The organism is Nostoc sp. (assembly GCF_036916575.1).
Taxonomy (GTDB): domain Bacteria; phylum Cyanobacteriota; class Cyanobacteriia; order Cyanobacteriales; family Nostocaceae; genus Nostoc.
In genome coordinates this window covers 101775-124699 of record NZ_JBALGC010000004.1, presented here as the reverse complement: position 1 = coordinate 124699, position 22925 = coordinate 101775, and the positions used below count along the sequence as shown (strand labels likewise).

Here is a 22925-nt window from a genome sequence, read left to right as displayed (position 1 = left end):
CGGCGAGAAGCAAACTACGTAATTCGTAATTAACTATATAGCCTTTGCTAATAAAAATGAGGTACAGCTTAACCTCATCCCGATAAAGCTGTGCTTTATCTCTCCTCCTTGTAAGTTAAGAGAGCGGCTGGGGAAGAGGTTTTGATATGTACTTCATGCAACTGGAACAGCTATAAGATACGAACAAGTCAATTTGAGGTAATAATTACAAATTACGAGTTATTGTGACAAATGACCAACCTAAATCTAGGTTACGTCGCTTGGTTGGATAAAGTTGAGCTAAGAGTAACAGCAAGTTTATCAGCAATTCCCTCAATCCAGTTTTCATCTTGTTTGGTATAACTGCGAGGAGCATTCGCTCCCAAAATTAGCGCACCTTGGTTGCCAATAGGTTGACAAATTACACCTTGAGTATTTTCTGGTAAATAATCAAATTCAACCCTACCTGGATATACTTTTAGCGCAACTAGATAAATCGGCTTTTGTTTTTCGAGTACCTGTTTTAAGATTACTCCTGGTACAACTTCAGATTTAGTACCGAGAATCCCACGACGCAACAAAACTTTACCTTGATAAAAAACCACAAGCGATCGCGTTACTGTATTAGTCAACAATAAATGAGATGCCCAAGCTAGCTCTGTTTTCACGGCTTCTGGTAAATCTGCTGCTAGTACAAAACTTTCTTCTCCAATTAGTTTTACAGTATCAGGCGATCGCGGCTGAACTTGCTGCCAAATTAAACCCGTCAAAATTAACACCGCACTCAAAATCACGCCCACCACATCACCACGCGATTGGGATTGGGTTAATTCCGGTGTCAATAAACGGTTAATCAGCAAAAGCACAGCGCCTAGCCCACCCACGACAATGGGTAGACGCCGCAAAACTCGATTAGGATCAGGTTTAGTCATTAGTCATTGGTCATTGGTCATTGGGCATTGGACAATAATTAATAGTTCTTCTCCCCCTGCTCCCCTGCCCCCTCTTCCCCCTATCCCGAGAGGGGACCCCGAGTCCCCCTGCTCCCCTGCCTCATCTCCTCACTCCTCCCCTGGTTCAATAATCCGCTGGAAAAGATAACCAGTACCTCGCGCTGTGAGAATCAATTCTGGGTTGCTAGGATCATCTTCTAACTTTGCCCGCAAACGGGATATATGCACATCTACTACACGGGTATCCACATGACGTTCTGGTGTGTAACCCCAAACTTCCTGCAAAATTTCCGAACGGGAAAAAGCTTCTCCAGAGCGACTTACTACCAACTCTAATAAGCTGAACTCCATACCTGTCAATCGAATCCGCTCATCACCTTTATAGACTTGTCGCTTATTCGTATCGATTTTAATATTAGCGACATAGATTACCCCAGAACTGGGAATACCAGATCCACTATTTTTGTCTACCCGCCGCAACACCGAGCGAATTCGAGCTTCTAGCTCCTTGGGGGAAAATGGTTTAACTACATAGTCATCAGCACCCAATTCTAGCCCGGTGATCCGATCAGCTACATCACCCAAGGCTGTTAGCATAATAATGGGGACATCTGATTCTTTTCGTAATTCTTGACATACACCATAGCCATCTAGCTTTGGCATCATTACATCCAAAACTACCAGGTCAGGATCAGTTTTGCGAAAAGTTTCCAAAGCTTCTTCCCCGTCGCCAGCCGTCACTACATCGTAGCCAATCATGGAAAGGCGCGTTTCCAAAATCCGGCGAATGCTGGCTTCGTCGTCTACCACCAAGATTTTTTCTTTATGGCTTTCCAAGTTTCTCTAGGCTCCTTCACTAAAAATTTACATGATTAATTTTTAATACCATAATATTAAGATATCATTCCATGAATTGATTTGGAAAAAGCTCTAAATGCTACTATTATTGGATTTTAGTTTTTTTCAAGAATTATGTAAATATTAAGAATATTTAATAAGATTTAAGAATGGCAAAGCCAAAAACCTTTTTCGTTTGTAACGAATGTGGAGCAGAATCACCCCAGTGGTTTGGTAAGTGTCCAAATTGCGGGACTTACAATTCTCTAGAAGAACAAATTTCTATTCAGTCTTCAGTAGATGTACCCAGTCGAGGGGGAGTGAGTAGTTGGCAATCAACTCAAACTAATGGCAAATCTCACGCTAAACCAGCTAAAGCGCGAGCCTCCTTAACATTTGACCAAATTACTGATCGCCAAATTGCCCGCTGGGAGTCTGGTTATGGAGAATTGGATCGGGTGCTTGGAGGTGGGGTTGTCCCAGGTTCTATGGTGCTGATTGGTGGCGATCCGGGTATCGGTAAATCGACTTTATTGCTGCAAGTATCAAATCAATTAGCACAGAAATACCGCATCCTTTACGTAACTGGTGAAGAATCGGGACAGCAGGTAAAATTACGAGCTTCTCGTTTGGGAGTATCAAAAACCCTAAATGTGGTGAATAATGAGAAGGTAACAGTAGTAGTAGATAATACACCACCCATAGACCCTGATAGTATAGGTGCAGATTTATATGTACTGCCAGAAACGGATTTAGAAGAAATTTTACGGGAAATAGACTCTCTAAAACCAAACTTGGCGGTGATTGATAGTATTCAAACGGTGTTCTTTCCGGCGCTGACTTCTGCACCAGGTTCGGTGGCTCAGGTACGGGAATGTACAGCAGCACTGATGAAGGTGGCGAAACACGAAGATATCACCATGCTGATTGTGGGACACGTCACCAAAGAAGGAGCGATCGCCGGGCCAAAAGTCTTAGAACATTTAGTTGATACAGTGTTGTATTTTGAAGGCGATCGCTTTGCCTCCCATCGGTTATTACGGACAGTAAAAAACCGCTTTGGCGCAACTCACGAAATTGGCATCTTTGAAATGGTGGCACAGGGACTGCGGGAAGTTGCCAACCCCTCAGAGTTATTTTTAGGCAACCGTGACGATCCTGCTCCTGGTACTGCAATTGTCGTTGCTTGCGAAGGCACTCGCCCGATAGTTGTAGAGTTGCAGGCTTTGGTCAGTCCCACCAGTTACCCTTCCCCTCGTCGTGCTGGTACTGGCGTAGATTACAACCGCTTGGTGCAAATTCTCGCCGTCTTAGAAAAACGAGTAGGAATTCCCATGTCAAAATTGGATTCCTATGTTGCTTCTGCGGGTGGGTTGAATGTGGAAGAACCAGCAGTAGATTTAGGAATAGCGATCGCGATCGTTGCCAGTTTCCGCGATCGCATAGTTGACCCAGGTACAGTATTGATCGGTGAAGTTGGGTTAGGCGGACAAGTGCGATCGGTTTCCCAAGTGGAACTGCGGTTGAAAGAAGCTGCTAAGTTGGGATTTAAACGAGCGATCGTGCCCAAAGGGACAAAATTTCCTGACCTGAATATTGAGATATTACCAGTATCTAAAGTAATAGATGCGATTATCGCTGCCATCCCGCATCAGGAATTGACAGCCGACGATTTAGAACCCAATGAAGATTAGTAACCAATAGTCTCCTTTTTAAAGGGGGTTGGGGGGATCTGAAACAGTCAAACACCAGGGTAAAATCCGAGATTTTGATACCACACTAAAGGAAAACCCATTATGACAGCCATCACCCAAGACTACCAAATCACTTGGGAAAAACTACCCGATGATTATAGACTGCCAGACGATCCAGTGGACAACATCAACCAACCAGCCTTAGCTGCTGCACTCACGGAAAGCCTACAATTAGCTAGAAAAATTTCAGCTAACGCCCTGACAACAACTAATTATGGCATTTGTGCCACCTTAAACAACAGAATGGTCATTAAAGCCCCTAATTGGGCTTTCATTGCCAAAATTAATGTTAATAGAGAAGAAGTAACACGCAGTTACACCCCTCAATTACAGGGTGACATTCCCGTAATTGTAATGGAATTTATTTCCGATACACAGGAGACAGAGTATTCTGTCAAAGCGACATATCCCCCAGGAAAATGGTTTTTCTACGAGCGCATCTTAAAAGTGCCAAACTATATCATCTTTGATCCAAATAGCGGCAGTTTAGAGATGTATCGCTTGCAAAACACAGAACAATACATCTTGCAAGAGCTTGATGAAAATCAACGCCATTGGATAGCCCAAATAAATCTTTACCTTGGGGTGTGGCAAGGTACTCGTGAAAACCGTACAGGAAAGTGGTTACGGTGGTGGGATGAACAAGGAAATCTTCTGCCTTGGGGTGCAGAATTAGCCGAACAAGAACGACAACGTGCTGAACGACTAGCAGCACAATTACGGGCTGCGGGAATTGAACCTGAAGATTAGACTATCTTGTAAAGAATTTAAGTTTGCTAGATTAGTTAAAAATTTGCTTTAATCTAGCATTTTTTTTAGTAAAGATGAAATTTTAAATAATACCAATTACAAAAATACTTCCAACATATAAATCATCGCTAGGGGCGCAATATTTTCCAATATTACGGTACTTGTCGCGTTCTTTATTAAAACTGGTATAAAAGTCAAAAAATCAGATTAATTCTGTTAGCTAATGTTGCTAATATTGCTCGAATTAAGGATAATTTATTCCCATGATAATTTGAGAATTATTAATAATAGTTTTTGAATTTATAGTTAAAGAGTATAAAATTATACTTTAAATAAAAACATGATAAAGGCGATCGCCCTTATGTAACATCCAAATCAGAGTACGACTACCATCTGCAATAAACCAGATGTAGAGACGTTGCAATGCAACGTCTCTAAAAAGCATTTTTTAGATATTAGTTTTTGTCTGTTCCCTGTTCGCTGTTTCCTGTTCCCTGGAATTTTTGTGCCTCAGAAGCAATCATTCCATTGATGTAGCTAACAATTATGATTAATTCCCCAATTGCTTCCATTTCAGCCGCTTCTTCTGGTGTCAAAGAATCAGCTGTTTTTCTATCAACAAGTTCTTGCATCCGAGCTTGCAATTCGTCTGTAAATTTAAACAAATTAAGATTATTGGCTTTTTCAACTTGAATACCATTCTTTAGCCAGGATGAGGGTTTAACTACTGCGATCGCCATAGGTTGATTACAATTGAATATACTGTTTATTGTAGGCTCCATCAGAATTGCCTAAAGTTTACCTTGCTAAACGCTCTAGTGATGAAACAAATCAAAATTATTGTAGAAAAACATTCTGACGGTTATGTTGCCTATCCTCTTGGTATAAAAGGGGCGATAGTTGGTCAAGGTGACACCTATGAAGAAGCCTTAGCCGATGTCAAGTCAGCTATTCGCTGCTACATTGAGATATTTGGCAAAGAAATGCTCGAAGATGAATCACCAGTAATCGAAGCTTTTCTGACAGAAGCAGAGATGGCTATTTAATGCCGAAGTTTCCTGTCGATGCTCCGAAGAAGAGAGTTCTCAAAGCATTTGAGTTGTGCAGGTAGAAAACGTTTTTGATAAAGGGAATTTGCCATGTATGGCGATGGAGTACATCGAAGGCAAAGATTTAGGTGAGCAAATCACCGAAAAAGGAGCTTTACCAGAAGCTGAAGCATTGCTATACATTAGGCAAATTAGCGACGCTTTAACTTTAGTTTATAACAAAGGGCTACTGCATCGCGATTTGAAGCCGAGCTATCATTGCAAAACAAGAAGCTACAGAAACTAAACGAAAAGCAGAACAATTAGCACAACGTTTGCGTCAGTTAGGCGTGAATCCTGATGAACTAGATAAATTATTGTAGCTTTGGGAGTCTTTTATTATACGCAGCATAATTTTCTACTTTGAGAAATCATTGTACCGAATTTGATAGCCGATATCGAGGCAGCTATTTAATAACGGTATTGGCTTCCAGAAAGATTAACTTTTGAGAGCGATCGCATATTCAGCACTTGAAATACATATAATATTTCCCTCGGGAAGTCTATAGCAACCTTAGTTTTTCTGAAAAACTATGATGTCACACTATATGTTTACTGTTCCCAAACTCAGTGCTAATTGAGTTACTAAAGGTAATATCAAATCCGGTTAAACAACCACACTAAAAATAAGCTATAATCCCCTCTGTTACTTGATTGAAACTATGTGCAATCAGCCGGATTTGATATAAGATGTGGTTTAACAGTAAATCTAAAAGGCAATGCCCAGAGCACTCGCAGATATTACCGCAGACACTGGTTATGTTGCGGCTGCTAAAATACTTAAATACTAGTAGTATGAAAAAATAACCTAAGTAAAAATTGTCTATTTGGTCACACAAGACCATCAAAAGATTATAGAAAAGTGTATTTCCTTGTGTTGATAGTGGTGCTAACCTCAATTTTAGGGATGTTATCAGCCTTTATCTGCTAGAGTTTGTGACTTTCAGCAAACGAGAAAATCTATCAATAAAAAAATCGCTAGGAGTGCGATGAGATGTCACAGTCCCCTATGACAAGACCAGAAATAGCTGCTGGAACTCTAATCGATAACCGCTATATTATCCAAAAACTTCTAGGACAGGGAGGATTGGGACGAACTTACTTGGCGTTTGACACTCGTCGGTTTAATGAACCTTGTGTTCTTAAGGAGTTTGCGCCCATTGGTACAGGAGAGAGTGGACTAGAACAATATCGCAACTTATTTAAAAGAGAGGCAAAAATTCTTCATCAATTGCAACATCCACAAATTCCCAAGTTTTTGGCTTGCTTTGAAGGAGATGGTCGGTTATTCCTAGTACAAGAGTATGTTGACGGTAAAACATATTCTAGGCTGCTGGGAGAACTTCAACGTCAAGGAAGAAATTTTTCTGAAGAGGAAGTTATAGAGTGGCTAAAGAATCTGCTGCCTGTTTTGGAATATGTCCACCAGCACAACATTATCCATCGAGATATTTCTCCTGACAACATCATGTTACCTGATGGCAAGGATCAGCCAGTGCTGATTGATTTCGGTGTAGGCAAGCAAATTGCTGACATGAACGAAGGCAGAAGTTCTAACCAGCAGGTGACCTTTGTTGGCAAAATGTCCCTTGTAGGCAAAGTGGGATATGCTCCTCGTGAACAGATTAGCTTGGGTTTATGTTCCCCCTGTAGTGACCTTTATGCTTTGGGAGTAACAGCTATTGTACTAATAACAGGTAGAGATCCATCCTTACTAATGGATCAGTACTCCTTAGAATGGAACTGGCGTTATTATACCTATGTTACTGATGGTTTCGCTCAAATACTTGATCATATGTTGGCAGATACGCCTAACAAGCGATACCAAACTGCCAAGGAAGTTCTTATAGATTTAGAGCAGATTGGAAAACCAGAAGTGGCAATGGCTCCTGCAATCATCCTTGATGATTTGCCTGCTACAGTATTTAATCCGGAATTTCAGCCGATGTCGGCAATATCGCAGTCATACAACCAACCTGGAGAAACAATTTTTAATTCACCTAGTCCATCTACTAGTCCGCAAATTCGGCGAATTGAACAACAACAACCTTCACTCCAACCAGCATTCATCAAACATTGTCAGCAGGAGTTAGCTTACCACATTGGGCCAATGGCAAATCTGATTGTAGAAGAAATATTAGCTGAAAATCCTTACATTTCACCTGACCAATTTATTGAACTCATAGCCAGGGAAATTCCTGACTTTCAAGCAGCTTTTGAATTCAAAAAAAGCTTATTTTCATAGACATTTAGACTACCACTAATTGAGAGATAATTTGGGATTTTTAATCTCCTATACTTCCCTGAGTGCGTTTGATTCTTTTCATTGCCATTTCTAAACTTAACTGCATCCGTCTAAAAGCTTTAGCTAAATTACCGATTTCATCATTAGACATCTGCTCAAATTCAACTTCCATATGTCCAGTACTAACTTCTTCGGCTATACGAGTCATGCGTTTTAGAGGCATAACAACTTGTCGATTTAAAAAAAAGTTGACTAACAGGATAGTCCCTATAAAAATAGTTGATACAATTAAGATAATTAGTAAAGAAGACTGATTAGCTTTGTTGATGACATTATTCGCAGGTAATGATAGAACCTGTGCGCCAATAATTTGATTAAGCTTCCACCCAAATCCATTAACTGTACCATATTGAGTAATCATACTTTGAGGTGCAACTTCAGGTACGCTATGACACTTTAGACAGCTTTCTTCAGAAATTGGCAGCGGACGAGCAATATAAAAGATATCCCCACCAGGAATTGAGCGAAATCCACTCACTTCTTTAAGGTCTGGTTTATTTCTGAACCTTTCGACAATTTCCGTCTCAAAACCGTCAGCTTTATCCCGAAGATTTGTGGGATTGAGAGTTGCTTCTTTATAAAAGAAATCACGGTAGTCTGTTGTTTTCCGTAAAATCTCAAATACCTCCCGTGCTGAGTATGCAGGCACACTTTGCGGCAAAAACTCAGTTGCCAATTTATCAGCTAGCTCTGGATTCACTTGAGTATTGGTATATTTACGAACAGAACTCATTGTTTCCATGAGCATGAGAGCAGTTGAGCTAATATCTTGTTTAGCATTTTCTCTGAGCAGAGAAGAAAGAGCAAATCCACTCAAGCTCAAACCGAATGTCAGAATTACTAGTAGCAAAATTGTAAATTTTTGTTTCAGATTGAGATTTTTTAGCATAATTTCAGATTACCTACAAGTCCAATTATTATGACTAAATATGGCTAAAGTGATCATTTACTCTAACATGAGCAATCAAATAAAGATTTTGGTGTAAAGATATAGTTTAGCTAAAACTATTAGGTATATCCGACTTTATATTAGTAATTATTGAGGTTAATGGAAATGTTTTCTAAGTAACTAAGTTCCAAAAAGCTACAATAGCTATTCAAATGGAATTCTCAAAAATTCGTGTTGGCTGTTCTGAACCCGTGCCAAAATAAATACCAGCAATTGTCAGATATTACTAATGGTGTGGAATGCAGGAAAGTCTTTATTTGGTGGACGCTACATTATCGAAAGCCAACTAGGCGAAGGCGGAATTGGCATTACTTATCTTGCCAAAAATCAACGGAATCAACTGCGAGTGATTAAAACCCTCAAAGAAGAAATCCTGAATCACCCCGCTTGGATACTCCACCGAAACAAGTTGCGGCAAGACTTCCGTGATGAAGCAGTTCGGCTGGCTGTGTGTCACCATCCTCATATAGTACAGATAGAAACCATCTTCGATGAGGGAAATTTGCCCTGTATGGTGATGGAGTACATCGAAGGCGAAGACTTAGGACAGCGTTTGAGGCGGATGGGGGTGCTATCGGAAGCAGAAGCGCTGCTGTACATCCGGCAAATTGGCGACGCTTTGACGTTAATTCACTCTAAAGGACTACTGCATCGGGATCTCAAACCACGTAACATTATGATCCGCATTGATAAATCAGAAGCAGTGCTGATCGACTTTGGCATCGCTAGAGAATTTATTCCCAATATGATCCAAAGGCATACAGTATATCGCACTCCTGGTTTTGCCCCACCTGAGCAGTATGAATCAGAAGCGCCACGAGGAGAATACATTGATATCTACGCCTTAGCTGCTACCTTGTATAATTTGCTTACTGCCGTTATCCCGACGAGTGCAGATGATAGGCGTCACAATATTAATTTAGAACCACCACAATATTTTAATCCCAACATTAGCAATAAAGTAAATCAAGCTATTATGTGCGGCATGGATCTGGAGTCAACGTATCGTCCCCAGTCTGTGCAAGAATGGTTAGATTTATTGAGTGCTGATACTAAGAAAAATGTAACAACAATATCATCTACCTTAGTGATAACGCCTAGACTTAAACCCCCTCAACTTGTTGTATTAGATCAACAGAACTGGCAATGTGTACAGACCCTCAAAGGTCATTCTAGTATGGTTCATGCGATCGCCATTAGCTCAGACGGGCAATTTATTGCTAGTGGCAGTAATGACATGACTATCAAACTTTGGCAATTGGGTACTGGCAAGCTAGTGCGTCAATTGGGTCGTTGGTCTTCTGGTCATTCCAGTATGGTTCATTCTGTCGCCTTTAGCCCAATCTCCTCAAAGCATTATTATCAAGGGGAATCAGGCAAATCTGCGGGAATCGCAGACCAGAACTGGGGGATTTTGGCTAGCGGTAGTTGGGATAACACAATCAAATTGTGGGATGTAAATACAGGTAAAGAAATTCGTACTCTCATTGGTCATGCTAATTGGGTGAATTCCGTAGCCTTTAGTCCAGATGGCAAGTTTCTGGCTAGTGGCAGTGCTGACTGCACAATTAAACTGTGGCAGGTACACACAGGCATAGAAATCCAAACTTTCAGAGGTCATTCTGACTCAGTTTCGTCAGTCGCCTACTCTCCGAAAACGCCTGCAACAAATAGCAAGGATAGGCAGCTTCTGGCTAGTGGCAGTAATGATTACACCATCAAACTATGGCAAGTATATACAGGCAGAAACATCTACACACTTACAGGTCATTCCTTCTTCATCAACTGTATCGCCTTCAGCCAGGATGGGGAAATTATCGCCAGTGGCAGTGGTGACAACACGATTAAGCTGTGGCATGTAAATACAGGCAGAGAAATTCGTACTCTCATTGGTCATTATGATTCAGTTTGGTCGATCGCCTTTAGCCAGGATGGGCAACTTCTCGCTAGTGGCAGTTGGGACAAGACTATCAAACTGTGGCACGTACACAGTGGCAGAGAAATCAGCACACTTACAGGGCATTCCAACTATGTTAGATGCGTTGCCTTCAGTCCTAATGGCCAAACCCTAGTTAGCGGTGGTGATGACGATACTATCAAGATTTGGCGACGAGGATAATAAATAATTCATAATTTATAATTCATAATTCATAATTCATAATATTTTTGCTTAGTGTGGTTCGATACTTTTAAATCTACAGATAGAACTGCGATCGCCCAAAAATTGTGACAATAATGACGACAACCGTTATTTTTGAACAAAGAATTAATATTTATGGGCTTTGGTATCGGTGATTTATTCTGGATTTTCCTCCTTTTAACTTCTTTGCAACCCCTTTGGCAAAAACGTCAAATAGAATATAACCGCTTGCGTGCTTTACGAGAATTCCAGCAGGAACGCAAAAGTCGGGTGATTTTGCTGATTCACCGCCAAGAGTCTATTAGCTTCCTGGGAATTCCCTTATCTCGCTACATTACTATCGAAGATTCAGAACAGATACTGCGAGCAATTCGCCTCACACCCTCAGATGTGCCGATTGACTTAATTTTGCACACTCCTGGTGGTTTGGTTTTGGCTACCGAACAAATCGCCAGAGCATTAATTCGCCACCAGGCAAAAGTTACAGTCTTTGTACCTCACTATGCTATGAGTGGTGGTACAATGCTTGCCCTCGCCTCTGATGAAATTATTATGGATGCTAACGCTGTCTTGGGGCCAGTTGATCCCCAATTAGGTAATTACCCCGCAGCGAGTATCCTGAAAGTAGTTGAAGATAAACCCATCGGTGAGATTGATGACCAAACTCTAATTATGGCCGATCTCTCACGTAAAGCAATTGGGCAGGTACAGCGGTTTGTGCGAACTCTGCTAAAAGACAGTATACCAAAACAAAAAGTTCTGCCAGAAAATATTGAATCGATTATCGAAGCCCTGACAACCGGGCGCGTCACCCACGACTATCCTATCACTATAGAGGAAGCAACAGAAATGGGGCTGCCCGTAACTGTCGGACTGCCCCATTCTATTTATGATCTTATGGATTTGTACCCACAGCCACAAGGAGGGCGACCCACTGTCCAGTATATTCCTATGCCTTACAATGACCGCCGTCCAATTTTACCTACCCCCAAGGGCAGACCCTTAGAAGAACCAAATCAAATGACTTGAAAGGTTTTGGGGTAGGAGTTTTTTATGGCGACTAGGGTGTAGATGTTGGTGTAGCTGTTGGCGTCGCTGTCGGTGTAGCTGTTGGCGTCGCTGTCGGTGTAGCTGTTGGCGTCGCTGTCGGTATAGTTGGTGGCGTCGTTGTTGGCGTCGTTGTTGGCGTCGTTGTTGGCGTCGTTGTTGGCGTCGCTGTTGGCGTCGCTGTTGGCGTAGTTCTCGGTCTACCTGTTGGTCTAGTTCTCGGTCTACCTGTTGGTGTAGGAGTTGGTGTAGCTGTTGGCTGACTAAAAACTGTCTTTGCTTCTTCATTCAGCTTTTGGCGGAGTGCTAAATTAGCAATTCCAGTTTCTTGCAACTGATATTTCTTTTGATACTCCTTCACCACTGCTTCCGTGCGGGAACTATAAAAATGATCGCGCGGAAGAGGAGGATTTGGCTTTAGCACTGCATTTAAATTTGTTTGCAGAATTTGAACTATGTTACCAGCAAAATCTTGGGTTTTTGGCCCTGCTATCCCATCAACTGGTTTTAGCTTATAACCCGTCTGAAATTCACGAATTGCCTTTTTAGTTTCCTCATCCCTCAAAGTACTATTTGTTACCTTGACGTTGTAGCCTAACCCTCGCAACACAGTACGGAATTGCTGAGGCGTATAGCTACGTCGAGGAGCTGCAAAACCTGTGTCTGCAATTACCAAGCTAGCACTTATCAGGCAAGTAACAGCAAAGGTCGCGCTTGATTTTCCAAACCCACACCACATACTTAAAACTCCTTTGGATTAAATCAGCAGGATTATAAACATTAACAGCTGCATTTTAAGTTTGTTTAATAACTTTTTTCGCAATTATTTAATAAATTTTGAATAATTCGTGATTTATTTTTGTCATATTTAACATAATTTACAAAAACTAATTTGTGTCATCCATCAAAAGAAGTATCTTGTATTAACAGAGATACAGCGGTTATCATTTGAATCGAATACACCCCTTGAAGACTAAATTACAGTAGAGGCGCACAGATGTCATAGGTGTTTACTTAAGGCAAAAGCCTGTCTAGAACAAGCTTTTAGAGATTGTCTCTTTTGTCTGGTCAAGAGTCTCTGACTCTTAATGCATAATCGGAAGCTCCGCCTTCCTTACTTGCGGCAGAGCTGCAATGAACAAGTATTTCGAGTTAGAGGCTGGAAACAAGATTTTAAAAGGGTTTGCGCTGAAGTTGACACAAATGCACAGATGTGAATCCATACTGCGGTCTACTCAACTGCAAATTGCTGTAGTTAATTGGAAAAAGCCGAAAATTAATAAATCAAAGAGCTTATATTCCAAAGTTACATTAATGTATAATATATGACAATGTATGAAAAATATAAAATCTTCTAAGCAGCAGAATCTTTGGTTTGAAAGATTTATGGCAATTACTGCTACCGTAAATTTAGGATTATTTTTGTTTGATTTAAGTTACGTACCTTGGCGGGATTTCTATTTGCGAAAAGTTCCCCAAATTATTCAGATTTATGACCCAATAAAAGGTATTGAACCCCATCGAGACACAAAAAATTATCTAGAAACAGTAACGGCATTAGAAGAAGAAGTCAGTCAAACAGGGTTACAGTCGCCTCAGGTAAATAGCAGGCTAGAGGAAATAAGGCGTCTGAGCAACGAGATGATTGACACTAACCCGTTTGCGGGAGTGAATAAGAGTGGTACTCTGGAAAAAATCAAAAATCGGATGCGCGATCGCATCGATAAAGAATCTGCAAAACAGTCCTTTGCCACTTTTTGGAGTCAACCTTACTTATCACAAAAAGGCTGGTTTCAAGAAATTAATTTTTTCAACCAGCGAATCCGCCCTTTGATTGCCTCTAACTACTACCGTCAAATTGGGGAAAGTGGCGAATTTGTTGATGATTTCTGGATTATTGACTTACCCTTTGTGATTTTATTTGGCATAGAATTGCTGGGGCGCACCTTCTTGATCAGACGCCAACATCCTGGTTTTAGCTGGTTGGAAGCAGTATTGTGGCGTTGGTACGATTTATTTTTACTACTGCCCTTTTGGCGGGGGTTGCGAATCATACCTGTATTAATTCGCCTTGATCAAGCGCGGTTATTGGAGTTGCATCCAGTGCGGCGGCAAATTAATCAAGGGATTGTCGCTAATTTTGCTGAAGAACTGACAGAAATTGTGGTAGTGAGGGTAATTAAGCAGGTTCAGGGTTCAATTGAGCGGGGTGAGTTAACGCGCTGGCTCTCACAACAGGAAAATTTACATCCCTACATAGATATTAATAATGTGAATGAAGTGGAAGCGATCGCAGGTCTTTTGGTAAAAACAATCGTCTACCAAGTGCTACCCGATATCCAACCTGCGATCGTTGCCATTTTGCGCCACAATATCGAAACCGTCTTCCATCAAGTCCCCGTCTACCGTAACCTTCAGAAACTCCCTGGCGTGGGACAGGCTCAAACCCAGTTAAGTGAACAATTGGCGACCCAAATCACAACTAATCTTTACAAAACTCTAGTTAGCGCTGTTGAAGACCCTGTTGGCGCAAAACTTACCAGTCAACTGGTACAAAGCTTCAGCGACGCCTTGGGAGCGGAAATAAAGGAAAAACATGTACTCTCAGAAATTCAGAGTTTACTTTTTGATTTCTTAGAGGAAATCAAACTCAACTACGTCCAGCGTTTGTCTCAAGAAGATATAGATCAAATTATCGAGCAAACTAGGCAGCTACGAACACAAGTATCAGTTCCAGCAGTAGTGGATAAAAGCACTACTCTCCTAGAGAGGGCAGAGGGACACAAGAGGAATAATTAATGCCCCATGACGCCACTTGCTTCTCCCTACAGCCCTTTGGGCATCCTACGGCAGGCGCTAGCCTAGAGACGAATGTGAGAAGGGGAGACGCGCAAGGGACAAGCCGCCAAACCCGTTCAACGCAGTGGCTCCCCCATGCGCGACTATCCAAGAAATGCGCTAAACTCGAATTAGGGCGAACCATCACTGGTTCGTCACAAGACTTCTTGAAGATATCCCTATCGCAGGAAGTGGGTCGATGCCCACTTTTTTTATTGAATTCTCTCATGGCTCATCCTTTAGTTCCACAAATTATTGATTTGGCGACACCAGTAGCAGATGAACTGGGATTGGAAGTGGTTGGTGTAGTTTTTCACACTAACCAAAGTCCCCCAGTGTTGCGGGTAGACATTCGCAATCCTCAGCAAGACACTGGGTTGAATGATTGTGAGAGGATGAGCCATGCTTTAGAAGCTTCCTTAGATGCTGCCCAAATCGTTCCAGATGCCTATGTTTTGGAAGTGTCTAGTCCTGGTATTTCGCGGCAACTGGTCACTGACAGGGAGTTTATTTCCTTTAAAGGATTTCCTGTTATTATCTCCACTTCGCCACCCTACGACGGACAACAAGAGTGGACTGGTCAGTTGATTCGCCGGGATGAGACAGCACTTTACTTAAACCAAAAAGGTCGTGTAGTCGAAATTCCCCGCTCCCTAATTACTAAGGTGCAGCTAGACGAGCGCCGATAAACAAGGGGCTAGGGATTAAGAGTTAAAGACTAGAGCAGCTTGACTCAAGGCTAGAGGTTAGAGACTAGTGTAAAGCTATTCTCTAATCCCTGGCTCTAATGCGTAGTTTTCAGTTTTTACTCCCCATTACCCCTTATCCCCAGAGGGGACTTTGAGTTCCCCACTCCCTGATTTTTAAAGGAGATTGCTTATGTCAATGGTTACTTTATCTGGATTAAAAGAATTAATTGAAAGTATAAGTCGCGAACGGAATTTACCCCGTCTTGCAGTTCAATCAGCTATTAGAGAAGCACTACTTAAAGGCTACGAACGTTATCGTCGCGCCCAAAATTTAGAGCGCAAACAGTTTGACGAAGATTATTTTGAAAATTTTGAAGTAGAACTCGATATTGAGGAAGAAGGATTTCGCGTTCTTTCCACCAAAACCATTGTCGAAGAAGTTAATAACACAGACCACCAGATTTCCCTAGATGAAGTTCAACAAGTAGCTCCTGAAGCGCAGTTAGGAGACTCTGTAGTGCTGGATGTAACCCCCGATCAAGGTGAATTTGGTCGGATGGCGGCGATGCAAACCAAACAGGTACTTGCACAAAAATTACGGGATCAACAGCGCCAGATGGTGCAAGAAGAGTTCCAAGATTTAGAAGGAACTGTCCTGCAAGCAAGAGTTCTGCGGTTTGAGCGGCAATCGGTGGTTCTGGCAGTTAGCAGTGGCTTTAGTCAGCCAGAAGTAGAAGCCGAATTACCGAAGCGGGAACAGCTGCCCAACGATAATTATCGGGCAAATGCCACCTTCAAGGTATATCTCAAAAAAGTCTCCCAAGGTCAGCAACGAGGGCCACAGTTGCTAGTATCTAGAGCAGATGCTGGTTTGGTGGTTTATCTGTTTGCCAACGAAGTCCCAGAAATCGAAGATGAAGTGGTACGGATTGTTGCCGTAGCTAGGGAGGCAAACCCCCCTTCCCGTTATGTAGGACCCCGAACTAAAATAGCAGTAGATACCCTTGATCGCGATGTAGACCCAGTAGGCGCTTGTATCGGAGCCAGGGGATCGCGAATTCAAGTGGTAGTCAATGAATTACGCGGTGAAAAAATAGATGTAATTCGCTGGTCACCAGACCCAGCAACATACATCGCTAATGCCTTAAGTCCAGCACGGGTAGATGAAGTACGCCTAATGGACCCAGAAACCCGGCAAACTCACGTACTTGTGGCTGAAGATCAACTGAGTTTGGCTATAGGGAAAGAAGGACAAAACGTCCGTTTGGCAGCCCGCCTGACTGGTTGGAAAATTGACATCAAAGATAAAGCTAAGTATGACTATGCAGGAGAGGATGCCAAATTTACAGCAGCAAGAACAAAATATCAACCAGAGGAAGATGATCTTGACTTTGAGGAAGAATTAGGGGATGAAAATCTGGACGATTTAGAATTAGAGGAGGATAGTTTTGACAATAACGAGGACGAGTAATTTATTAATTTTGTAAAGTTTTGATACTGTTGATTGTAGTCTCAGTCTCAAAGATTATTTTCTCAAAGGCAACTTGGTATAAGTAAAAAATAGTAATAATAAACTTCTTTTTACATCCAAAATCCTGGACTGAGATCACAAAGAACCGATGAAACCAAATTATCGGCGCTGTATTAGTTGCCGCAAAGTAGGCTCAAAAGATGAGTTTTGGCGGATTGTCCGCGTCTTTCCATCGGGAAAGGTACAATTAGATCAGGGCATGGGGCGTTCTGCCTATATTTGTCCTGAAACGAGTTGCTTACAAGCGGCTCAAAAAAAAAATCGACTAGGGCGATCGCTACATGCATCAGTGCCAGAAACACTGTACCAAAGCTTGTTGCAACGTCTAGCCTGCAGTAATACCCAAAACCAAATTTAGTTGGAATAACTTAAGTGGCGTAATCACCAGAGGAATTATGTCGAAAGCCGAACTAGTCGTGCTTTTATCACATCCTCTCTTGATCGTTAAGGTTAGTGCCAAAATAGTAAATGGGTGTAGAAAGCATTCGGCTCTCCAATAAAAAGAGGAGCGAGGCAACATACCCAGAACAAGATGTAATCGATTGTGTTGTGGAAGACTCAGAATCAACAAAACAAGAAACTACAAAATGGCAACCTGGTAGCGCTCAGGCGCAGTTCGGCGTCAAGGGTTCCCATAAAAATCTTTTATTTAAGAAATTTTTATGGGTGCCCCTTAACCATCATTCCTGGTGGGGATGCCATTGTTAAACCGAAACATCTCTCTTTCCTGATTGGAGGCACCGGCAAAAACTGAACGGCAACCTAAAAACAGTAATCCAAGGATGGAGATGTCGCACTCCCAGGCAACCATCCGCTAAAACTGTAAATTAAAGGGGAAGAGTGGATGAACAACGGCAAAGTTAGAATCTATGAATTATCAAAGGAATTGAATTTGGATAACAAAGAGCTATTAGCAATTTGCGACCAGCTCAACATTGCAGTCAAAAGCCATAGCAGCACGATTTCAGAATCTGAGGCAGAAAACATCCGTACAGCAGCAGAAAAACTGGCAGCTACGAATGTGTCGGCCAAAAAGGAACTAGGTACAACCAGCCATAAATCAAATTCACCACCAAACGGCGGACCTGCGCGACCTGCTGCACCCCACAAACAGCAAATTTTGGAAATACGCAAACCCAAAATATTGAGAAATACTACATCCAACGCCCCAGAGGCGTCAGTTGCTACCAATACCCAAGCTGCCTTGTCTGAAGCTAATCCTCCCTCTCCTCCACGACCCTTCGCTACACCAGTCTCACCCATGAAGCCGACGGCACCAACTCGACCTGTACCCCGGAATCAATCTGAGACCCAAGAGCAACCTACTGTCACAAACTTGGAACAAACGCCAAATCCAAATCAGGCGTCGGAAAAAATAGCATCCCAAAAACCGGAAAAAATAGTTCCACCCAGACCAAAAACGGAAAAACCTCAAAAACCGCAACTAGTTGCCCCTCCAGCAAGACCTGCGGCAGAAGTTGCCCAGGTGGCAGATGAGCAAGTATCTCAGGCAGACAAACCGATCCTCAAACGCGACCAACGGCTACGGCCCGTCGAAGGCGATCGCGATCAAATTAAGCCAAAAGTCGCTAAACTACCAACTGAGCAGTCTCCACAATCTGCACCACAAAGACAGGCTCGTCCCACCCCTTCGCCCTCCAGACCAGAGCAGAGGGGCAATAGGCCATCTGCACCATCACAACTACCAGAGGGGCAACGACCCAGACCAGGACGTCCTGGTGAAGCTGTAGCAGCCGCAATGCCGATCGCTACTCCACCCAGACAGATGTCAGGAATAGCGGGCAAATCTGAAGGATTAGGTGATGATCCAGTTGCACCTGATCTGCTTGATTTAAAACGCCCAAGTCCGCCTCGCCCGACCAAAGGTGGCAAAAAGTGGGTAGAAGAGGAAATCATTGACGAAGTTAAAGAGAAGGCTAAAGCTGGCGTCAAAGGCAAGCGAATCAAGCCGATACTTGATGATGAGTTTGAAGAGGATTTACTGGATGATGATGATATCGACTCACCAGCCACCGTCCAAGTCAGCCTTTCCATCGCCCGTCCTCCCAAACCCAAAGCGACTCGACCTGTACAGATGCCAGGCGCAACCCTTACTAGTGCCCCAACTGCAAGAGCTAGAAAGTCTGGTTCCAAGTCTGGTTCCAGCCGTGACCATCACCAGAACCGTCGCCAAGAAGCTGAGACAAAGCGTGACCGTCCGGAAAAAGTGATGGTAACAGGGCCGTTGACTGTCCAAGAACTGGCTGACGTATTAGCTGTTGCCGATACAGAGATTGTAAAAATCCTGTTCCTTAAAGGCATGGCGGTGAGTATCACCCAAAATCTGGATATTCCCACAATTACTCTGGTAGGAAAAGAACTAGAAATAGAAGTCGAAACCGCCGAGCCAGAAGCAGAAGCTCGGAAAATTACGGAAATGGTCGGCGTCGAAGACCTAGAACATCTCCACCGCCGTCCGCCAGTCGTGACAATTATGGGTCACGTAGACCACGGTAAAACAACCCTACTCGACTCAATCCGCAAAACAAAAGTAGCTGCTGGCGAAGCTGGTGGTATTACTCAACACATTGGTGCATACCATGTAGATGTAGAACATGAAGGCAAACCGCAGCAGATAGTCTTCTTGGATACCCCCGGTCACGAAGCCTTTACAGCGATGCGGGCACGAGGAGCACGGGTAACAGACATTGCCGTGTTGGTAGTGGCTGCTGATGACGGCGTCCGTCCCCAAACCATTGAAGCCATTAGCCACGCCCAAGCAGCGGGAGTGCCAATTGTTGTAGCAATTAACAAAATTGACAAAGAAGGGGCACAACCAGAGCGGGTGAAACAAGAACTCACCCAGTATGGTCTGACCGCAGAAGACTGGGGCGGGGAGACAATCATGGTTCCTGTGAGCGCTATCAGGGGTGAAAACCTAGATACGCTTTTAGAGATGATTCTGCTGGTAGCAGAGGTTGGAGAACTATCTGCTAACCCAGATCGTTTTGCCAAAGGAACTGTGATTGAGGCACATTTGGATAAAGCCAAGGGAGCAGTTGCTACCCTGCTAATTCAGAATGGCACCCTGCATGTGGGAGATATCTTGGTAGCTGGCTCGGCTTTTGGTAAAGTCCGGGCGATGGTGGATGACAGAGGCAAGAGAGTAGACATTGCTTCTCCTTCCTTTGCTGTCGAGGTGTTGGGTTTAAGTGATGTACCAGCAGCAGGCGACGAGTTCGAGGTCTTCCAGAACGAGAAAGAAGCCAGAGCACTCGCTAGCGATCGCGCAGATAGACAACGCCTATCCCGACTGTTGCAGGGTCGTGTTACCCTCACAACCCTATCGGCTCAAGCACAAGAAGGCGAGTTGAAAGAACTCAACTTGATCTTGAAAGGAGATGTACAAGGTTCGGTGGAAGCCATTGTGGGAGCGCTCAAGCAAATCCCCCAAAACGAAGTCCAAATCCGGATGCTCTTGGCTACTGCTGGGGAAATCACCGAGACAGATATCGACTTAGCAGCTGCCAGTAATGCTGTGATTATTGGCTTCAACACCACCTTCGCCAGTGGGGCTAGACAAGCCGCCGATGAAGCGGGTGTAGATGTTCGTGAATACAACGTGATCTACAAACTCCTGGAAGATATCCAAGATGCTTTGGAAGGTCTTTTGGAACCAGAGTTGGTGGAAGAACCCTTGGGTCAAACCGAAGTACGTGCCGTCTTCACAGTCGGCCGTGGTGCTGTTGCCGGTTGCTATGTTCAATCTGGCAAATTAGTTCGCAACTGCAAAGTCAGGGTGCGACGCGGTGGTAAGGTGATCTATGAAGGCGTCCTTGACTCCCTAAAACGGATGAAAGAAGATACTCGTGAGGTCAACGCCGGTTATGAATGCGGTGTCGGCATCGATAAATTCAATGATTGGGTTGAAGGTGACATCATCGAAGCCTATCAGATGGTTACCAAGCGCCGCACTCTCACCTTAACGAGATAGTGTTAAGGGTAAAATGTTTAGAAGTTAGGAGTGATAAATTAGGAGTTAGGAGTTAAAGGCTGCTAATTCCTAGCTCCTAACTCTTAACTCATAACTTTTTATTATGCATTCATTTCGCTCTGAACCTATTTTGTGGATTCACGTCGCTGGATTGGCGACTTTGCCTATTTTTTTAGTACTCTGCTTATTGTTTCTGTCTGTAGGTGAGCCATTTTTGCCCGTTTGGATGGAGCTATTCTTAGTTGCCGCCATTGGTGTTCTTCCCCTCCTATGGATGCAGTTGCGCCGCCCTTTTTACATATTTGCTCTTTTAGGAATAGCCCTAAAGCCAGAAAATCTCACTGAACGGCAGCGAAAAATTCTCTGTTTAATTAATACAAAATCAAATCGGATGCTGGCATTAGTGGCAGCAGGATTGTCGGTTTGGATGCTATGGTTTCTTTACCAAATTGCCCCATTACTAGCAAATTCAGCTAAATTTCTGCCGCAATGGCGCAGCCTGGGACTATTGCTTGCGGGGTTAGCCTTTTTGGGCAGCAATCTATTTTTACAAATACCTGTGAGTCTAATGCGAGTTTTGGTGACTAATGACACAGAATTCGCTGACATACAGCCATTATCTTTAGAAAAGATTAAGCAGGATTTCACAATTTTAGGGGTGCGGGTTAATCAAATCGTGCCCCGGTTGTTGGAATCCCTGTTTAGGATTAATACAGATTCCTAGTAGCCCTTAAAGTAATATTATTTCACTTTAAAGGGTTACAAATAAGCAGTAGAGGAGCAGTTCTTCAGCAGGGGAAGAATAACTAAGGAACTTCCAAATAAAAAAATATCCCAAAACTGAGGTAAAAACCCTCTCTATTTCTGCTCTGTGTGTTCTCTGTGTCTCTGTCTCTAACGCTCTTTAATCACTTTCACTAGAGAATAAAACCAAACTTCTAACGACGCAAGACTTTTGACCAAAAAATCATGATTAATATCATTGTGTTAGAAAATAAAGGCTTTAACCCTCTGACTATATGAGGTTTAAAAGTTAGCTTCGATTTTTCGTTAGTGAGAGTGATGCAAGAGCGCTAATGTCCAATGCCCAATGCTCAGTTACCGTTGAAGTTAAAACAAAGGAATGAGAAACTATGGCTCAAATTCCAGCCTCTAGCGATCGCCAATTTTCTGCTGATACTAAAATTTGGTATAGCCTCAAATGTGCGATCTCCACTAGTTCCGGTTTTCAACGCTGGCAACTAGAACGCGATGCTCAATTACAGGGAATTCGCCTGGAACAGCAGGTACAACGGTATTTAAGGGAAACTTTAGAGACCTTAGCTTACTAAACACCAAATAAATCTTGTAGGCTTGTTTGCAAGCGACGGAGTTGACGGTATGCACTTTGCAAGCGATCGCCATCAACTTCTACTTCATTAGTAGGATAATTCTTAATAATTTCGATTAGCGATACCTGCCCGTCTTGACTCGCAGAAAGTACCAACGCGGCTCGCCAAGCCTGCCTACCTGCTCTCCGAGACGGTGTAGAAATAACTTGACTAATTTGATCCAAAATAATATTACTAATCTGGCTATTTAGCACTCTTAGGACTTACGCAACGCCGATATTGTCATTGCGACCGAAACGGAGTGTAGGGAAGCAATCCCAACGTCAGGGGGGATTACTTCGCTATGGCTCGTAATGACGAAATTACGTTATTTTTGCGTAAGTCCTGACTCTATCTAAAAATACAGGGTTTACCTTCACTGGTTCCGTTAAATACTGGCAAATGACTTTGGGGTCTTGTCGCGCCAAAGCAAATTAACTCGTAGTGAACGTGAAAGTTCACCTGTTTGGGCAAAGGTGGATAGCTCCTCCACTGAAAGTGATTCACGGAAGATACCATATTTTAGCACCACTAGTTCCGCAGCAAAGGCAGGAGTGGACAAAAGTAGAAGACAAATACTAGCAGACAATTAGATTAGCCCTTTTTTGTCACTCTCGGAAAACAATAATCGAAACCAGATTCTGAGACTTCGATTTAATCAAGCTTTGAGCCAATATTATCCAACAGTCACTAAAATTTAT

General features: G+C 42.9%; 20 protein-coding genes and 2 pseudogenes. 15 read left to right on the top strand and 7 right to left on the bottom strand.

What is annotated here, in order from left to right; genetic code table 11:
• Positions 1-251: 251 nt before the first annotated feature.
• Both V7L29_RS01705 and rpaB read right to left on the bottom strand, forming a co-directional pair.
• Positions 252-911: a cofactor assembly of complex C subunit B gene (locus tag V7L29_RS01705; protein ID WP_334734335.1), complete on the bottom strand. Its 660-nt coding sequence runs from the start codon at positions 909-911 to the stop codon at positions 252-254.
• 129 nt (positions 912-1040) lie between these two features.
• Positions 1041-1769 carry a response regulator transcription factor RpaB gene (gene rpaB / locus V7L29_RS01700; protein ID WP_334693474.1) on the bottom strand — a complete coding sequence of 243 codons (729 nt, stop codon included), beginning with the start codon at positions 1767-1769 and terminating at the stop codon, positions 1041-1043.
• A 170-nt stretch (positions 1770-1939) separates the two neighbouring features.
• On the opposite strand from rpaB, the gene radA reads away from it, so the two are divergent.
• A complete protein-coding gene (gene radA, locus V7L29_RS01695; protein ID WP_334734334.1) occupies positions 1940-3463 on the top strand; it encodes a DNA repair protein RadA in 1524 nt (507 codons plus the stop codon).
• A gap of 102 nt (positions 3464-3565) precedes the next feature.
• Positions 3566-4273, top strand: coding sequence for a Uma2 family endonuclease (locus V7L29_RS01690; protein ID WP_334734333.1), 708 nt, complete (start codon positions 3566-3568; stop codon positions 4271-4273).
• Between the two features lie 455 nt (positions 4274-4728).
• Here the strand turns inward: V7L29_RS01690 and V7L29_RS01685 are convergent, their stop codons facing one another.
• Positions 4729-5055, bottom strand: coding sequence for a hypothetical protein (locus V7L29_RS01685; protein ID WP_334734332.1), 327 nt, complete (start codon positions 5053-5055; stop codon positions 4729-4731).
• A gap of 39 nt (positions 5056-5094) precedes the next feature.
• On the opposite strand from V7L29_RS01685, the gene V7L29_RS01680 reads away from it, so the two are divergent.
• From V7L29_RS01680 to V7L29_RS01665, 4 genes and pseudogenes are all read left to right on the top strand, one after another.
• The gene (locus tag V7L29_RS01680; protein ID WP_334693470.1) at positions 5095-5319 is read left to right on the top strand and encodes a type II toxin-antitoxin system HicB family antitoxin; all 225 of its coding nucleotides are present in this window, start codon (positions 5095-5097) and stop codon (positions 5317-5319) included.
• Between the two features lie 52 nt (positions 5320-5371).
• Positions 5372-5575, top strand: a pseudogene (locus V7L29_RS01675) (protein kinase domain-containing protein); the annotation flags it as partial.
• A 7-nt stretch (positions 5576-5582) separates the two neighbouring features.
• A pseudogene (locus V7L29_RS01670) lies at positions 5583-5684 on the top strand (Uma2 family endonuclease); the annotation flags it as partial.
• 671 nt (positions 5685-6355) lie between these two features.
• On the top strand, positions 6356-7606 hold the full coding sequence (locus V7L29_RS01665) for a serine/threonine-protein kinase (protein ID WP_334693469.1): 1251 nt from the start codon (positions 6356-6358) through the stop codon (positions 7604-7606).
• 40 nt (positions 7607-7646) lie between these two features.
• On the opposite strand, the gene V7L29_RS01660 is transcribed toward V7L29_RS01665, so the two are convergent.
• Positions 7647-8555 (bottom strand): c-type heme family protein, encoded by a 909-nt coding sequence (locus tag V7L29_RS01660; protein ID WP_334734331.1) that lies wholly within the window; start codon positions 8553-8555, stop codon positions 7647-7649.
• Between the two features lie 289 nt (positions 8556-8844).
• Here V7L29_RS01660 and V7L29_RS01655 point away from each other — a divergent pair, with 289 nt between their 5' ends.
• Both V7L29_RS01655 and V7L29_RS01650 read left to right on the top strand, forming a co-directional pair.
• Positions 8845-10734 carry a serine/threonine-protein kinase gene (locus V7L29_RS01655; RefSeq protein ID WP_334734330.1) on the top strand — a complete coding sequence of 630 codons (1890 nt, stop codon included), beginning with the start codon at positions 8845-8847 and terminating at the stop codon, positions 10732-10734.
• Between the two features lie 156 nt (positions 10735-10890).
• Positions 10891-11784: an SDH family Clp fold serine proteinase gene (locus tag V7L29_RS01650; protein WP_334734476.1), complete on the top strand. Its 894-nt coding sequence runs from the start codon at positions 10891-10893 to the stop codon at positions 11782-11784.
• A gap of 31 nt (positions 11785-11815) precedes the next feature.
• Here the strand turns inward: V7L29_RS01650 and V7L29_RS01645 are convergent, their stop codons facing one another.
• Positions 11816-12541 carry a peptidoglycan-binding domain-containing protein gene (locus tag V7L29_RS01645; protein WP_334734329.1) on the bottom strand — a complete coding sequence of 242 codons (726 nt, stop codon included), beginning with the start codon at positions 12539-12541 and terminating at the stop codon, positions 11816-11818.
• Between the two features lie 596 nt (positions 12542-13137).
• Here V7L29_RS01645 and V7L29_RS01640 point away from each other — a divergent pair.
• The 7 genes from V7L29_RS01640 (at position 13138) to V7L29_RS01610 (ending at position 22185) form a co-directional block, all read left to right on the top strand.
• Positions 13138-14601, top strand: coding sequence for a hypothetical protein (locus tag V7L29_RS01640; protein WP_334734328.1), 1464 nt, complete (start codon positions 13138-13140; stop codon positions 14599-14601).
• Positions 14602-14867: 266 nt separating this feature from the next.
• Positions 14868-15329: a ribosome maturation factor RimP gene (rimP, locus tag V7L29_RS01635; protein ID WP_334693480.1), complete on the top strand. Its 462-nt coding sequence runs from the start codon at positions 14868-14870 to the stop codon at positions 15327-15329.
• 190 nt (positions 15330-15519) lie between these two features.
• Entirely contained in the window at positions 15520-16800 is a 1281-nt protein-coding gene (gene nusA, locus V7L29_RS01630) for a transcription termination factor NusA (RefSeq protein WP_334693464.1), read from the top strand.
• 148 nt (positions 16801-16948) lie between these two features.
• Positions 16949-17218, top strand: coding sequence for a YlxR family protein (locus V7L29_RS01625; RefSeq protein ID WP_334693463.1), 270 nt, complete (start codon positions 16949-16951; stop codon positions 17216-17218).
• 486 nt (positions 17219-17704) lie between these two features.
• Complete coding sequence (gene infB, locus V7L29_RS01620; RefSeq protein WP_334734327.1) at positions 17705-20854, top strand: translation initiation factor IF-2; 3150 nt, start codon at positions 17705-17707, stop codon at positions 20852-20854.
• 103 nt (positions 20855-20957) lie between these two features.
• Positions 20958-21578 (top strand): low-complexity tail membrane protein, encoded by a 621-nt coding sequence (locus V7L29_RS01615; RefSeq protein ID WP_334734326.1) that lies wholly within the window; start codon positions 20958-20960, stop codon positions 21576-21578.
• 409 nt (positions 21579-21987) lie between these two features.
• Complete coding sequence (locus tag V7L29_RS01610) at positions 21988-22185, top strand: hypothetical protein (RefSeq protein ID WP_334693460.1); 198 nt, start codon at positions 21988-21990, stop codon at positions 22183-22185.
• On the opposite strand, the gene V7L29_RS01605 is transcribed toward V7L29_RS01610, so the two are convergent.
• Entirely contained in the window at positions 22182-22439 is a 258-nt protein-coding gene (locus tag V7L29_RS01605) for an alpha/beta hydrolase (RefSeq protein WP_334693459.1), read from the bottom strand. The genes V7L29_RS01610 and V7L29_RS01605 overlap by 4 nt on opposite strands.
• Before the next feature lie 173 nt (positions 22440-22612).
• Entirely contained in the window at positions 22613-22813 is a 201-nt protein-coding gene (locus tag V7L29_RS01600) for an alpha/beta hydrolase (protein WP_334734325.1), read from the bottom strand.
• Between the last annotated feature and the right edge of the window lie 112 nt (positions 22814-22925).